Consider the following 15754-nt stretch of genomic DNA (forward strand, 5'->3'; position numbering starts at 1 on the left):
GGACCGCCTTTGATGCGAAGAATCGCCAAACGCTCTGTACTAATCGCTCTCTGCGCAGCCCTAATTGTAGGGCTGCTCTTGGAGTTCACCCGCATGGGCTCGCCTGTAGTACGCTTGAACTTCTCAGCCAACACACAAGGTTTATCTCAAATCTTCTTCAATAACGGCGGAAGCTACTCAGAAGAAAACTCTAAAACCTATAGATTAGCCACAGGAATAACAAATCTATCTTTTAAGATTCAAGGTGACTCGCCTGTACGCTGGGACCCATCACAAACCGAAGCCTCCATAATCCTGGAAAGACCATATATAACGCTATTCCGCGTCAAATTGGACACTCCCGTAAAAATAAACGCCCTCAACCAGATTCAGTCAATCCAGGAAAATGGCGGGCGGATAATTATCGAAAGTACGGAGCGGGCAAATGACCCGCAAGTGCAGATTAGCTTTGATACAAGAGCCATAGCAAAAGAAAAGCTTAATCTCGTGCTGGCGATTTCTGCATTGGTTGCACTCACCACTGCACTGGTATCCCTATTCACCTCCCAACTTTCATCCATCTCAAAATATCTGGATCGAGTCCGACACCACGCCCACGAACACGTCAGAGCTGAAAGATTTACCCTGAATGAGTTCTTTATTCTTTCAGGAATGGCGATTACTGCAAACATTTATTTCATCGCAAACCTTTCACTCTCGATAGATGATGAGATGGGCGCAGCAAGAAGCAACCCGGAAGTCTGGATATCTCAAGGACGCTGGGCAGTTTATTTCATAGAGTCATTCTTATTCCCCCAACCAGCCATCCCTTTCGCCCCCTACATACTATTGAGTGTCTGCATCGCCGGATCATATATGCTTTTGATTCGATCTCACGGACACATGCCTTCTTGGAAGTCTTACTTTACATTCCCTGTGATCGCGGGCTATCCAACACTATGGCTTATATCTGAGTTTTCTTCAAATGTACCAGCTCTAGCTATAGGTTTTTTCCTAACAACTCTTTCCGCCTATTTAGTATTCATCAAGCACCCTACCCCCCAAAAAGTCTACTCCACGCACGCAAACCTACTTGTAGTACCTTTACTCCTGGCATTCTCGATCGCGTGCTACCAATCCCTTGCAATACTATTTGTAAGTATTTGCCTGGGGATCAACATGATCAAAATCGTATCAAACACGAATAATTGGAAAAGCGCGACAAACGCAATCATCACGGATGGGACGAAGGCCTTGATCTACTTGGGCCTTGGGATACTTCTTTACGCCATCATAAACATAGCTAGCCAGCACCTGGCGAACTCCTTCAGCCCTTACCTCAATAGCTTCATCAAACTAGAAACCTTAATAAACTCGCCGCTTTCCGTCATTACATCAGTAATAGCAGAAGCAAATAAATTCTATATTGGCTCAGCCAGCCGATTTGGAGCAGCAATCCCCATCTCACTCGGACTGCTGATAATTTCCGCATTGAGCATTCTAAGCCAAGTTAGAGGACGCGCTACTCCGGCGCTTTTAATTTTCACACTCTTACTTGCCTCGCCATTTGCTCTGCATTTTCTCGCAGGCCCTGACAACGTACCTCTTCGAACAATGATCGCACTCGGCTATGCAACATGGCTAATGGCGTTCATCGCACTAACAGCAAAAAATTCTATCATCACCTTATTATCAGTATTAATTATAGGCACCTACCAGATTCAAAGCGCAGGTGTAACATCCCAGTATATTGCCTCTGCCAAACTTACTCAAGGACACGATGAAGCACTGGCCTCGAGCATCTACCAGGCGATCATCCAAACTTCCGGAAACGAGACAGCATCTCAACATGCTCCAATTGTGATAGACGTTTACGGACACAAACCCTTTGAAACACTATATGCGAAAGCACTCACCTCAACTACACAGGCATCTTTTTTTGACTGGGATAACGGCAATCTATTGAGAATCACAACGTACATGAGGTTACTTGGATTCAACAATATCTTGCCAGCCGACGAGAAAACCCGTCAAACATTGACTCCTTATTTTTCAGGCATGCCTACCTGGCCACTTCCAGGCTCGATTATCAACGTTAACGGCACCTACCTTATCAAACTAAGCGAAGATGCTGACCCAGCGCATCTTCCAACCAAATAACGATAGAGATCTATATGCACAACAATCATCTCATCCCCCTTTTCTCCGCTGAAATAGTGAATACTGGTATTGATTTCCTGTCACCCTTGAAAACCGTTCTGGACAGGCCACTGGTACATCCTTGGCACTGAAGTGAAGCAATTCGAGGAAGCGTTTGCTCGTTATGTCGGTGTCGACCACTGCATAAGCGTCGCCAATGGTTCGGAGGCACTGGAGCTCGCACTTCGCGGCCTGGGCGTTGAACAAGGCAGTCGCGTGGTAGCGATCGCCAACGCCGGCTTCTATAGCAGCACCGCCATTCATGCCATTGGCGCAGAGCCCGTCTACGTCGATGTAGACGCAGAGACGCTGACCATGTGCCCCAATGCATTGGCGCAGGTTATCGAAAGCAAGCCTGCTGCGGTCATCGTGACGCACCTGTATGGGCAACTGGCCAATATCGAAGAAATCGTTCGCATCGCTCAGGCCGCTGGCGTACCGGTCCTCGAAGACTGCGCACAGTCCCACGGTGCACGACGCAATGGCCAGCAGGCCGGCAGTTTCGGTGACATCGCCTGCTTCAGCTTCTACCCCACGAAGAATCTCGGCGCCCTGGGTGACGGCGGCGCTGTGGTTACCCGCAACGACCAGCTTGCCGCCCGCATTCGCCAGCTGCGTCAATATGGCTGGTCGCAAAAATACCAGGTCGCCATTGCTGGCGGTCGCAACAGTCGCCTCGATGAAATGCAGGCCGCTATCCTGCGCGTGAAACTTCCGCTTCTCGATGGCTGGAACGAGCAACGCCGCTCTATCGCTCAGCGCTACAATGCCGCGTTCGCCTCGCTGGACCTGCAACTGCCTGCCTCTACGGGCGAGGACTATGTTGCTCACCTGTACGTTGTCCGAGTCAAAGACCGCGCAGCTTTCGCTGCAGCGCTCAAGGAAAGGCTTGTCAGCACCGATATCCACTACCCGATCGCCGACCACAAACAGCCTGCCTATAACGCCACACCGCCCCAGTCGCTCGTGGTGACCGAACAGGCCTGCAGTACTGTCATCTCCCTGCCCTGCTTCCCGGGACTCAAAGATGAAGAAGTGAATCGGGTCATCGACGCCGTCAAGGAATTCTTCACCAAGGAGCATTGATCTTGCTGACGCTGGTCATCCCCGTTTATCGCAATGAAAGCAACCTGCCCGACTTGTTGACGGCAGTGGCTGACCTCAACCTTCAGCTCGAAGGTGAGCTGGAAGTGGTGTTCGTTATTGATGGCAGCCCTGACCGTTGCTATGAAATTCTTCGCGACACGCTGCCATCCCAGCCATTCCGCTCCAAGCTCGTCCTGCTGTCGAAGAATTTTGGCTCGTTCATGGCTATCCGAACTGGTCTGCAACACGGCAGCGGCGATCGATATGCGGTGATGGCAGCAGACCTGCAGGAGCCGCCGGAGCTGGTGCTCGAAATGAACCGTGTGCTGCTGCGGCAAAATACCGATGTCGTGGTCGGTGTGCGGGAAGGCCGTGAAGATCCATGGGCGTCTCGCACAGCATCGAAAATCTTCTGGGGGCTCTACCGCCGATACGTCATCCCGGAGATTCCTCCGGGTGGGGTCGACATGTTCGCCTGCAACAAAGCGTTCAGAGACACACTACTTACGCTGGACGAACGCCACAGCTCGTTGATTGCTCAGATCTTCTGGCTCGGCTACCGCCGCGAAGTCGTGACCTACTCGCGTCGGGAGCGCATCCATGGCAAATCGGCCTGGACGCTGCGCAAGAAGGTCAATTATCTGATGGACAGCGTCTTCTCTTTCACCGATTTGCCCATCAGACTGCTTACCCGCGTCGGAGCATTCGGATCATCGCTGGCCGCACTTTTCGGCCTATTCACGGTGATCGCCAAATTGCACGGCATGATCGAAGTACCCGGATACGCGATGATCATGCTGGCAATTACCTTCCTGGGTTGCTTGAACCTTCTGGGGCTCGGCATCGTTGGCTCTTATGCCTGGCGCACATACGAAAATACAAAAAATCGGCCATTGGCAATTCCAATGCGCGTTGAGGATTTTGGAGACAGCAATGAGCGGTAACAGGAACTTTTTCGTCCACAGCCACGCGCTGTGCGAATCCGAAAACATCGGTCAGGACACCCGGGTGTGGGCCTTTGCCCATATCTTGCCAGGCGCCAGCCTGGGCCGCGAATGCAACGTCTGCGATAACGTTTTCATTGAAAACGATGTCGTCATCGGTGATCGGGTAACGCTTAAATGCGGCGTTCAGATCTGGGACGGGATCACTATCGAAGACGATGTCTTCATTGGTCCCAACGCCACCTTCACCAATGACCTCTTCCCGCGAAGCAAGGTCTATCCGCAGACTTTCTCACGCACCATCATCAGAAAGGGTGCCTCCCTTGGCGCCAACTGCACCATCCTTCCCGGCTTGACCATTGGTATCAATGCAATGGTCGGCGCTGGTGCGGTGGTTACTCGCTCCATTCCGCCAAACGCCATCGTCGTCGGCAACCCAGCGAAGATCATTGGCTACGTCGACGCCAAACCGGTATCTACAAAAGCAGAAAACGAAGTCACGCCCTACTCGGAAGGTGCAGAAGAAACGTCAGTCAAGGGCGTCAAGCTGCACACCATGAAGGAGGTGACTGATATACGCGGTAGCTTGTCAGCTGGGGAGTTTGAACGCTCCATTCCCTTCAAGACCGAACGCTATTTCCTGGTCTATGACGTTCCCACAGCCGAAACCCGGGGTGAGCATGCCCACCGTGAGTGCCATCAGTTCCTGGTAGCCGTGAAGGGTTCTGTTCACGTCGTGGCCGATGACGGCATCAACCGTGAAGAGTTTGTATTGGACAAGCCTAACAAAGGTATCCATCTGCCCCCAATGACTTGGGGCATACAGTATCGCTACTCTCCGGACGCAGTGCTCATGGTCTTCGCATCGCACTATTACGATGCGGATGACTACATTCGCAATTACGACGAGTTCAAGTCACTGATCAATAGCCACCTGTCGTGAAGCCATGAACAACTCGGTCATTTCCAAGCTTCTCAATCTGGACATTGCCCGTTTCCTGATGTCAGGCGGTTTCAACACCGCTCTGACATATGGCATGTATCTGGGTCTACTGACGTTTTTATCCTACCAACTCAGCTATACGCTCTCCTATGTAGCCGGCATCGTCCTAGCCTATCTGCTAAATCGATTTTTCGTCTTCAAGAGTCATCAAGGCGTAAAATCTGCGGTCATGTTGCCACTGATTTATCTGGTGCAGTATCTGCTCAGCGTGCTGATCCTGTGGGTATGGGTCGAGAGATTTCAACTGGATAGTCGACTGGCACCACTTGTGGCCATCGTCCTTACACTGCCTGTGACGTTCCTGCTTTCCCGATTCGCATTCAAAAAGCGATAACTATTGCTTACGTGCGGTATTACATACAACGAATGGAACAGGTCAACCACAGTTCGTGCGCACAGCTTTAAGTGAGCCTTCGGTAAGTGTGCCGGGCGAGTCCAATGAACCAAGAAAACTTTGAAAGCATTGGAAAATGATAATTAATGATCGACCAGACACCGCCCTGACAGTGCCGTCCAGGGCATAAGGTCTGATCGAGCCTCGCCTCCGTTAGTGCCTGAACAATGCGCTGAGCATGCACAGCACCACAAATGCAAACTGGTCACGCCGGCGCCGCCGACATTCTTGTGCGCGTATCATCAACCTCAGAAACAAAATCCGCCCGGAACACTTAAGGCTCTTTGGGACTGCATCCTGGCAATGGGCGTCGAGCGTTAGCTCACGTATGAGCTTGACCTGAGAAAACCACCAACCTTGTACAACCTGCCTGACTCGCGAAACCGCCGAGCGCAGACCCGCGTTCACCCCTACCTGATTTTTCAGGTGCTGGCGGTAATCCATTCTCGGAACCGGATCAATGAACCATCTGTACCCTGCACTGCGCGCGTAGGCATAGCAGAACCAGTCGTGTAGCGCGACATTTTGCACTGCCTCCCAGCGCTGGGCTATCAAACGCTTCAGCGCAGCCGCCAATTTCTGAGTCAGAACGTAAGTGCAACCTGGACCCGCGGCTTCAAACAAATAGTCCCATGCCACCTGAGGTTGCGCCTTGTCCACCAGTAAACGACGGCCGTCGGGCCAAAAAGCGACTACATTGCTTGAGTAACCATCGAAGTTGCCTGTTCGCAGTTGCGCGACAGCTCTCTCAAGCTTGTCCGGATACCAGATATCGTCTTGATCGGAAAAAGATAAGTAGTCGAACGTCGAAAAATCGACATCTCGGATCAGCCGGAAGAAGTTGGGGGCAGCGCCGCCAAATGGGCCTGCTGGTGGCAATACGAATACACTCTCGTGCCCCGCAGCGTAATCAGCGCACCAGCCTTCGGTACCATCACTGGAAGGATCAACGCTGATGAAGATGCTTACGTGAACATTGGTTTGCGAAAGGATCGAGGCGAGTTGCTCCTCGATCCAAGACATTCCGTTGTATGCAGCCAACAGCACTGCAACCTGTGGCAGATTATCAGCCATGCTGCTGGTCACCTTGCTTCATTCGCATACAGCGACTCAGTGAGCCCCGACGTCCAGCAACTTTTTCAGGTACTGGCCATAGCCGGTCTTTTTCAGCTTCTCTGCTTGGTCCTCGACTTGCTCTTTCGAAATCCAGCCGTTGGCATAGCCAATTTCCTCAAGGCACGCTACTTTCCAGCCTTGGCGCTGCTCGATTGTATGAACAAAATGGCTAGCCTCTAGCAGCGACTCATGGGTGCCTGTGTCCAGCCAAGCAAAACCGCGACCCAGCATCTGCACCGTAAGCGACTTCCTGTCCAAATAGGCACGGTTGACATCGGTGATTTCGAGCTCACCGCGCGCGGAAGGCTTGATGCTTTTGGCGATCTCGACCACGTCGTTATCGTAGAAATACAAACCGGTCACAGCATAGTTGGACTTCGGTGCTGCGGGCTTTTCCTCAATGCTAAGGGCGCGGCCATTTTTGTCGAATTCAACGACACCAAAGCGCTCGGGATCGTTCACGTGATAGCCAAATACCGTAGCACCGTCTTTTTGCTCGGCAGCGGCGCGCAAATTATCCGAAAAATGCTGACCATAGAAAATATTGTCACCGAGGATCAAGCAGCAAGGGTCATTGCCGATAAATTCTTCGCCAATAAGGAATGCTTGAGCCAAGCCATCCGGACTGGGTTGCTCCGCGTAGCTCAACTGAATGCCATATTGGCTGCCATCCCCGAGCAACTTGCGAAACGCCGGCAGATCGTCAGGCGTCGAAATGATCAGGATCTCACGCATACCCGCCAGCATGAGTACCGACAGCGGATAGAAGATCATCGGCTTGTCGTAGATTGGCAGCATTTGCTTGGAAACACCCAAGGTCAACGGGTGCAAACGCGTTCCCGAACCGCCTGCCAGGATGATTCCTTTACGATTGATTGCGTTCATTTATTCAAGATTTCCATGAGCATTCGAGTTACACCGACTTTCCAGTCCGGCAATTGCAAAGCGAAAGCATCGCGTAGCTTTGTTGTATCCAGACGTGAGTTCAACGGACGATTTGCAGGCGTCGGATATTCCGTGGTAGCAATTGGATTGATCGTTTCCACTGCTAACGGCTCGCCGTGTGCTCGCGCAGACGCAATGACATATGTCGCGTATGCGTGCCAAGACGTCTCACCCGCGGGAGCCAGGTGGTAAATCCCGCACAAGCTGGGATTGTTCAGTGTCTTCTGCACTGCATGCACCGCAACATCGGCCAATAGCTCGGCACTGGTCGGCACACCAATCTGGTCCGCAATGACATTCAGTGTCTGTCGTTCCTTAGCGAGGCGCAGCATGGTCTTGGCAAAATTGTTCCCTTTTGCCGCGTAGACCCAACTGGTCCGGAAAATCAGATAGTTGCAACCTGAGGCGACGATCAGCTGCTCGCCTTCCAACTTGGTGGCGCCGTAATAGTTTACCGGCGATACGCTATCACTTTCTTTCCAGGGGCTTGTACCCGCACCATCGAATACATAGTCCGTGGAGTAATGCACGAACAATGCATCCAGACGCTTCGCCTCTTCAGCAATCACCCCGCTAGCCAAGGCATTGACCTTACGTGCGAGTTCCTGCTCAGTCTCCGCCTTGTCGACAGCAGTGTACGCTGCGGCATTTACGATAAGATCAGGCGCAACAGCACGGATGGTCTGGCGCAACCCGTCCAGGTCCGACAAATCACCGCTGAGCGTGCCATATGAGGTAGACACCGGATTCCGGCCCAAGGCGACGATCTCACCCATGACTACCAGGGCACGTTGCAACTCCCAGCCAACCTGTCCGTCTTTACCCAGCAACAGAACCTTCATGGCTTTTCAGCACGCGCGGTGTAATTCGTGTCGATCCACTGCTGGTAGCTGCCACTCTTGACGTGCGCTACCCACTCCGCATTGCTGAGGTACCACTCAACAGTCTTGCGAATACCGGACTCGAAGGTCTCCTCCGGCACCCAACCCAGTTCACGCTGAATCTTGCTGGCGTCGATCGCATAACGTACGTCATGGCCAGGTCGGTCGGTAACGTAGGTCACCAGGTTGAAATGCGGAGCGAACGCGGAGTCAGGGCGCAGTTCATCAAGCAACTCGCAAACAGTTCGCACAACTTCAATGTTCTGCTTCTCGTTGTGGCCACCGATATTGTACGTTTCGCCGACTTCACCCTCGGTCACGACCTTATACAGCGCACGCGCATGATCTTCGACAAACAGCCAGTCGCGGATTTGATCCCCTTTGCCATAAATAGGCAGCGGCTTGCCCTCCAGTGCGTTGAGAATCACCAGCGGGATCAGTTTTTCAGGGAAGTGGAACGGCCCGTAGTTGTTCGAGCAGTTGGTCACCAGGGTCGGCAGCCCATAAGTGCGGGCCCAGGCGCGTACCAGATGGTCGGAACTGGCCTTGCTCGCCGAGTACGGGGAGCTTGGTTGGTAGGGGGTCGTTTCGGTGAAGAGATCTTCCGGCCCTTCCAGGTCACCATAGACTTCGTCAGTGGAAATATGGTGGAAACGGAATGCCGACTTACGTGCTTCGTCGAGCCCGGACCAGTAGCCACGCGCGGCTTCGAGCAGGACGTAGGTACCAATGATATTGGTTTCGATGAACGCCGACGGCCCGGTGATAGAGCGGTCGACATGGGACTCGGCAGCCAGGTGCATCACCGCATCAGGCTGATGTTCGCGGAACACCCGATCCATCTCCTCACGACTGCAGATGTCAACGTGCTCAAAGGCATACCGTGGATTCTGAGCGACGGATTGCAGAGACTCGAGGTTCCCCGCATAGGTGAGCTTGTCGACGTTGACTACAGAGTCAGCCGTATTGGAAATGATGTGCCGAATGACGGCTGAGCCAATAAAGCCTGCACCACCTGTTACTAAAATCTTCACGAGAATTTTCTACCTTGGGGCCTGACAAAAATCGAAAAGTATTCACCCTATCCATGGAAGCAACGGCACAAAATGACCACAAGCGATGCCACTTTTGCGTTCCCACGATTCAATAGAGGCAAACTTACCTAAGCGAAAACGACAAAGGATTCTACATACAAAACCGCTACCCTTGATAACATAATCACACCGACACCAACGTAAGCCCTTGAGCGCTCGAAACTTCTGACTAGCGGGCAATGACTGTGCCGGACGTTTTTTCAAGAATCGACCCTGCGTTGGGTGTGAATCCAATCAACAATCTCACCGTCAGGCGAATAACCGCTGACCGTTTCACGCAGCAACTGCCGGACACGAACATAATCATCCGTGGAAATCGCTGCGAGCAGCGCGGAAAGCTTATCTTTGAGCACATCCCAGGACAGGTGATCCTCATGCGCAGACATGATCATCGGATGGTCCGTGCTCACTACCTGATCACCAATCAGCAATTCTTCATACAGTTTTTCACCCGGCCGCAATCCCGTGAACTCGATGGCAATATCGCCCTGTTGATTGCGCTCTGAACGCACACTCAGGCCAGACAGGTGGATCATCTTTTCGGCGAGCTCAACGATGCGCACCGGTTCACCCATATCGAGCACGAACACATCCCCGCCCGTTCCCATCGACCCGGCCTGGATCACCAGTTGCGCAGCCTCGGGAATGGTCATGAAATAGCGGGTGATCTTGGGGTGCGTGACCGTGAGAGGCCCCCCTGATTTGATCTGCTTATGAAATAGCGGCACAACCGAGCCCGACGAACCCAGCACATTTCCAAAACGAACCATGGTAAAGCGCGTTTTGTTGACCCTGGATACCTTGCCACTGTCAGCGAACATGACCGGCGCCATTTCACGACTCAAAGCTTGCAGAATCATTTCTGCAAGCCTTTTGCTGCTGCCCATCACATTGGTGGGGCGTACCGCTTTGTCCGTGGAGATAAGCACGAAATTGGCGACGCCTGCCTGCAGTGCCGCCTGTGCAGTGTGGAGGGTACCGATGACATTGTTCAGCACACCCTCTGCCATATTGTGCTCGACCATTGGCACATGCTTGTAGGCCGCCGCGTGATAGACGGTGTCCACACGCCAGGCTTTCATGACATCCAGCAGGTGTGCCTGATTACGAACAGAACCGAGAATTGGCAACAAACGTATGGACAATGACTCGCGGCTGATGCGCTGCTCAAGTTCAGAGAGGATAGTGTAGAGGTTGTACTCGCTATGATCGAACAGCAGCAGCGTCTTGGGGCCCAGGCCAATGATCTGCCTGCACAGCTCGGAGCCGATCGAGCCGCCTGCCCCCGTTACCAGAACGGTCTGTTTCTCAATGCAACGCACCAGCAACTCTTTTTGCGCAGGCACTGCATCGCGCCCGAGCAAATCGGCGATGTCGACGTCTTGAATATCCCCTACCTTCACCCTGCCGCTAGCAAGATCGGCAAAAGCAGGAACACTGCGCACATGCAAAGGGAACGGCTCGAGGAAGCCAAGAATTTCTTTTCGGCGCGCCCGCGTAGCCGAAGGCAGCGCCAGTAGGATTTCCTGAGCGCCCGTTTCATTGATCAGTTGCTGAAGGTGCTTGGGCTTGTAGACCTGCAAACCGGAAATGACCCGCCCGGACAAGTCGCCATCATCGTCGAGGAAAGCCACCGGGCGCATCAGACGGCCCATGCGCAAGGCGGCCAGTAATTGGTTGCCCGCTGTTCCAGCTCCGTAGATGGCGACCTTGGTCAAGCCGTCATCTCGGCCCGCAAAAGGCATCACGTGAGCGCCGGCAAACCAGTCCCCCATAAAATAGTGGCGCATCAGCAACCGCAAACCACCGATGATGACCAGGCTCAACCACCAGTAATTGAAGACGATCGACCGCGGCACGATCGCCTGATGATTGCTGTACCAGAAAACGACCACGGAAAGTATCAACGACGAGAGACTGACTGCCTTGATGATGGCGATCAGTGCGTCATTGCCAAAATAACGCATGACCGCACGGTACATTCCAAACCGCGTGAAAAGCGGAATGGCCACGATTGGAGCGAAGGCGAACAACCATGCGTGCTCTTTGAGCGGACCGGAAAGATCATCGATGCCCAAGCGCACGAGAAATGCAAGCCAGAGGGCAAGCCAGATGAGCAAAACATCAGTTACGACCTGAATCAGCCTCTTCTGGCGCCTCGGCAACGCGACCAAGAAAACTCGCAGCCTGTCCAACAGGTTATCGCCGCTCATCGACTTCTCCCTGCATATGGCGCTTTATTGACGAACACTCGCCCATAGTACTCATTGAAGCACCTTTACAAGCGCAACGCCGCCTATCCCTCACCAACATCCGTCTCTCGCTCTCCCGCATGAAACCTGAGTGCCAGCACCACCAGTGGCGCATAGGCGATTAGCAGCCCTGCCCCGCCAAGACCAAAGATGGTGCACGCGACAGCGATTGGCAATAACCAGCACAGGTTTATCAGCACAACGGCCACGGTGACTGGCAAATGCCTGCCGAAATGACGCGCAGCGTATTGGTAAGCATGGCTTCGATGCGCCTCATACACCTTGTCCCCGCGCAATAGTCGGCGTAGAAGGGTGAACGTGGCATCGACCACGAATACGCCCATGAGAATCAGCCAGCACCAAAAGAGTTCGCTATCTAGCGAGGCCGCATGGAGCGAAAGCCCGGCCAACACAACCCCCAGAAACCCACTACCTGCATCGCCCATGAAAATTCGCGCGGGTGGGAAATTCCAACACAGGAAACCTGTGACGGAGACCGCAAGCAGCAGTGGCCCCCAGATAGCTGCCAGGTGGCCGGTCAGGCCATAAATCAGGCAAGCCCCAAGGCAGACAGTGATTGCCTGCACACTGGCGATGCCATCGATCCCATCCATGAAGTTGTAGAGGTTGAGCGTCCAGACGAGGTACAACAACCCAAAGATACTACCGACTACCCGCGGCTCGACAGACATGCCGAATGCCGAAAGCTGGGGCATACCTCCCAACCAGTACAGAGACCACGCAGCGGCCATGAAGTGCGCCAGCAGACGCCAACGGGCCGCCACGTGACCATGATCGTCCATGAAGCCGATGACGGCTACCATTGCACCAGATCCACCCAGCGCCATACAGATCCTGACGGGAACATTGCCGGATACGCCTAAAAACACCAATGCGAGCAGAAAAGTCAGAACTATTGCAACGCCACCTCCGCGCGGCGTCGGCATGCTGTGCGAGCTACGTGCATTGGGGATATCCAGCAGGCTCTGCGACAAGGCGTATCGGCGCAGGGCAGCCGTCAGGCCGAACGATAGGACAAAAGCAATAGGAAGCAGCCAGAGAAGGCTCATTGGCGATGAGTTTCCAGATAATAGGTGCAGGCGGTTTCGGGCGCTTCTAATAAGCTGGTGGCTGACACCCAGCCCTCCAGGCCCAGAGTCATCTCTACAGTGAGCTGCAGTGAACATGTCAGTCGCATGGCGAGGTCTTGGCACACGAGCATGACAACTGCATTGCGCAACTGGCAGTCATCATATTCAGGAAGGGCCGATTCATCCAGCCTTGTACCTTCTACCTGCCTCCTCGAGCCCCTGATGCGTGCTCACGCGCGGTTCCCATTGCAACAATTCACGCGCTTTGCCTGCATCAATTTGAAGCGAGCCAAAAAGCTGGATATACATGCTTTCCCTGCCGGTCAATATTGCCATCCAGTGAAGGATGGTTTTGGGAAATGGCAGCAACCAACGGCGACAACCCATACCCTTAGCCAGCCGGCGAACCATTTCCTCCGTCGAAACATCATCACCGTCACAAATCAGGAAGACCTCGTTCGCCGCGTGCGGACTTTTGACACAAAGTTCGATAAAACCAATCAGGTTCTGCAGCGAAACCAGGCTTCTCAGATTATCCATCCCGCCGAACGGCAAAGGCACAGGAAGGGATGTCAGCTTCAGTAGCCGTGCAAAATTACCCGGCGCGTGCGCTGCGAAAATCATCGGCGGCCGGATGATGACGACCTCCATAACGCCCGACTCTGCCATGTTGAGCAATCCACATTCCGCTTCGTATTTGGATTGCGCATAGGGTGAATGAGGCGATACCGCACTTCGCTCGTTAAAAGCCTGACCCTTCGTTTGCGCGCCATTCACACCAATACTGCTGATGAAGACAAATCGCCTGACCCCGGCGAAAGCCGCCTGACGCGCCAGGTTCAATGTGCCTTGGGTGTTGACCTCCCTGAACATCGCCAGTGGATCGGCGTCGCGGTGATGCAGTATGTGCGCACGAGCAGCCAGATGCACAACTACATCCACACCCGCCAGTACCGTTTGCCAATCGGTTGCACCATTTATATCGCCAACTTGAATGCACTCGGCGAACGGCACCTCGATGGCTCGCCGCTGGGCCAACCGTAGCTGTAAACCATCATCGAGCCGAAGTTGCTCGATCAAAGCTCCGCCGACAAAGCCGGAAGCCCCCGTCACCAACACTCTCACTCTTGCGACTCACTCTCTTGCCGGAATATTCACTTAGCGCACACTACGATGGCCAACCCTTCAGACACTGCATACAGCTTACAGCGAAACGCACCTCATGCTCTCATACGCTCTCGCCAGACCAAGAGCGAGCGTCAGGCGACAATGACCTCCGCACGACACCCCATTTGGCCAATCCGCCGCCTCAGAGCCTTGGCCAATCCTTCCTTGGCACTGCTGTCTCCGTGCACAAGCAATACCCTCCCCGCCGGCGTTCTGCCTCCCATGGCAAACCGTACCAAGCCCCCTTGGTCCGCATGCCCGGAGTAGCCGTGCATCGATATGACTTTCGCCCGCACATCATGCATATCTCCATCCAGGTCAATCTGTACAAAACCTTGCGCCCCTTCGCTGGCCTGTATCACCGCCCCCGGCGTCCCCTTAGCCTGGTACCCCACAAACATCACCTCATGCCGCGGATCCCCCAGCATGGCCTTGAGGTAATTGACGATGCGCCCACCCGAACACATGCCATTGCCAGCAATCACGATCGCCGGTCGCCCGGTGCTCTTGAGGTAATTGACCACCTGCTGGTGGCGGGCATGGGTGTCCACACTGATCAGTTGGCTGAAGCCAAGTGGATCGCGCCCTGCTGCAACACGCGCCCTGGCTTCTGCATTCCAGTATTCGTGCAGCTCCCGGTACACGCTGGTGATGCGCTGAGCCAAGGGCGAATCGAGGATGATGGGCAACTGTGACCAGTCGATCGGCTCCCCGTCCGGGGCCGGACCGGTAGTGTTCAGCAGGGATTTGCGGTGCAGAATGTCTTCCAGCTCGTACAACAGCTCCTGCGTGCGACCAAGACTGAATGCGGGAATCAGGAGGGTGCCCTTGTCGGCGAGGGCACGGTCGATGGCGTCTTCCAGCCGCTGACGGCGGTCGTCTGCCTGCGGATGCAGGCGGTCACCGTAGGTGCTTTCCAGCACCAGCACATCGGCGCGCTCCGGAGGCTGCACCGGGCGCAGCAGCGGGTTGCCACAAGCGCCCAGGTCACCAGAAAACACATAACGGGTGTTGGTTTGCTCATGCTGGATATCGCACTCGACATAAGCGGAACCCAGAAGATGCCCTGCGCGCTGTAGACGAATACGGCAGGCAAGACCAGGGCGCTCGACCACCGTGTGCCACTGCTCGAAGGGCAGCGGCACGATCAGGTCACGGATGAAGTCGAGATAGCGCGCCACCTGCGCAGGCTCGCTGCTGATGCTCAGCTTGTAGGCGTCTTCCAGTACCAGCGGCAGCAGCCGGGCCGAGGGCTCGCTGCACAGGATAGGGCCACGGTAACCCGCTGCCAGCAGCGCAGGGATGCGCCCAACATGGTCGAGATGGACATGGGTGATGACCAGGGCCTGAATACCCTGGATATCAAAAGCGAGGGGGGCGGATTCTGCGCCGGGCGGCGCATCACTTCCCTGTTCCAGCCCGCAGTCGACCAGCAAACTGGTGGATGGGCCGAGGTGCAGCTGGTGACAGGACCCGGTGACACCCCGGGTACCACCGTGATGGGAAAGGCTGGGATATTCCATGCTGCGCACACTCGCCTGGACCGAAAATGAAGTGGGCTATTACTCCATGACAGCCGACGCATGCATAGGCGAACCTTTCT

General features: G+C 54.3%; 13 protein-coding genes. 5 read left to right on the plus strand and 8 right to left on the minus strand.

Going from position 1 to position 15754, the window contains the following annotated elements:
• Positions 1-12: 12 nt before the first annotated feature.
• From ACZ889_RS25300 to ACZ889_RS25320, 5 genes are all read left to right on the plus strand, one after another.
• Complete coding sequence (locus ACZ889_RS25300) at positions 13-2139, plus strand: glucosyltransferase domain-containing protein (RefSeq protein WP_476257933.1); 2127 nt, start codon at positions 13-15, stop codon at positions 2137-2139.
• A gap of 132 nt (positions 2140-2271) precedes the next feature.
• Positions 2272-3264, plus strand: coding sequence for a DegT/DnrJ/EryC1/StrS family aminotransferase (locus ACZ889_RS25305; RefSeq protein WP_476257934.1), 993 nt, complete (start codon positions 2272-2274; stop codon positions 3262-3264).
• Positions 3261-4208, plus strand: a complete 948-nt coding sequence (locus tag ACZ889_RS25310; protein WP_041168516.1) for a glycosyltransferase family 2 protein — start codon at positions 3261-3263, stop codon at positions 4206-4208. Before ACZ889_RS25305 ends, ACZ889_RS25310 begins: the two co-directional genes overlap by 4 nt.
• Positions 4198-5151, plus strand: coding sequence for a WxcM-like domain-containing protein (locus tag ACZ889_RS25315; RefSeq protein ID WP_012053374.1), 954 nt, complete (start codon positions 4198-4200; stop codon positions 5149-5151). Before ACZ889_RS25310 ends, ACZ889_RS25315 begins: the two co-directional genes overlap by 11 nt.
• 4 nt (positions 5152-5155) lie before the next feature.
• Positions 5156-5545, plus strand: coding sequence for a GtrA family protein (locus ACZ889_RS25320; RefSeq protein ID WP_012053375.1), 390 nt, complete (start codon positions 5156-5158; stop codon positions 5543-5545).
• A 213-nt stretch (positions 5546-5758) separates the two neighbouring features.
• Here the strand turns inward: ACZ889_RS25320 and ACZ889_RS25325 are convergent, their stop codons facing one another.
• The 8 genes from ACZ889_RS25325 to ACZ889_RS25360 form a co-directional block, all read right to left on the minus strand.
• Positions 5759-6679 carry a glycosyltransferase gene (locus ACZ889_RS25325; protein ID WP_476257935.1) on the minus strand — a complete coding sequence of 307 codons (921 nt, stop codon included), beginning with the start codon at positions 6677-6679 and terminating at the stop codon, positions 5759-5761.
• A 36-nt stretch (positions 6680-6715) separates the two neighbouring features.
• Positions 6716-7606: a glucose-1-phosphate thymidylyltransferase RfbA gene (gene rfbA / locus ACZ889_RS25330; RefSeq protein ID WP_476257936.1), complete on the minus strand. Its 891-nt coding sequence runs from the start codon at positions 7604-7606 to the stop codon at positions 6716-6718.
• Positions 7603-8508 (minus strand): dTDP-4-dehydrorhamnose reductase, encoded by a 906-nt coding sequence (rfbD, locus tag ACZ889_RS25335; RefSeq protein WP_012053378.1) that lies wholly within the window; start codon positions 8506-8508, stop codon positions 7603-7605. Before rfbD ends, rfbA begins: the two co-directional genes overlap by 4 nt.
• A complete protein-coding gene (rfbB, locus tag ACZ889_RS25340; protein WP_054888745.1) occupies positions 8505-9581 on the minus strand; it encodes a dTDP-glucose 4,6-dehydratase in 1077 nt (358 codons plus the stop codon). Before rfbB ends, rfbD begins: the two co-directional genes overlap by 4 nt.
• Positions 9582-9841: 260 nt before the next feature.
• Positions 9842-11854 carry a polysaccharide biosynthesis protein gene (locus ACZ889_RS25345; RefSeq protein WP_180689419.1) on the minus strand — a complete coding sequence of 671 codons (2013 nt, stop codon included), beginning with the start codon at positions 11852-11854 and terminating at the stop codon, positions 9842-9844.
• Between the two features lie 83 nt (positions 11855-11937).
• Positions 11938-12963: an MraY family glycosyltransferase gene (locus ACZ889_RS25350; protein WP_041168517.1), complete on the minus strand. Its 1026-nt coding sequence runs from the start codon at positions 12961-12963 to the stop codon at positions 11938-11940.
• A gap of 201 nt (positions 12964-13164) precedes the next feature.
• The gene (locus ACZ889_RS25355) at positions 13165-14109 is read right to left on the minus strand and encodes an NAD-dependent epimerase/dehydratase family protein (RefSeq protein WP_012053382.1); all 945 of its coding nucleotides are present in this window, start codon (positions 14107-14109) and stop codon (positions 13165-13167) included.
• A 134-nt stretch (positions 14110-14243) separates the two neighbouring features.
• Complete coding sequence (locus tag ACZ889_RS25360; protein ID WP_180689417.1) at positions 14244-15674, minus strand: MBL fold metallo-hydrolase RNA specificity domain-containing protein; 1431 nt, start codon at positions 15672-15674, stop codon at positions 14244-14246.
• Positions 15675-15754 lie beyond the last annotated feature (80 nt).

This window comes from Pseudomonas sp. TE3895 (genome assembly GCF_056278855.1).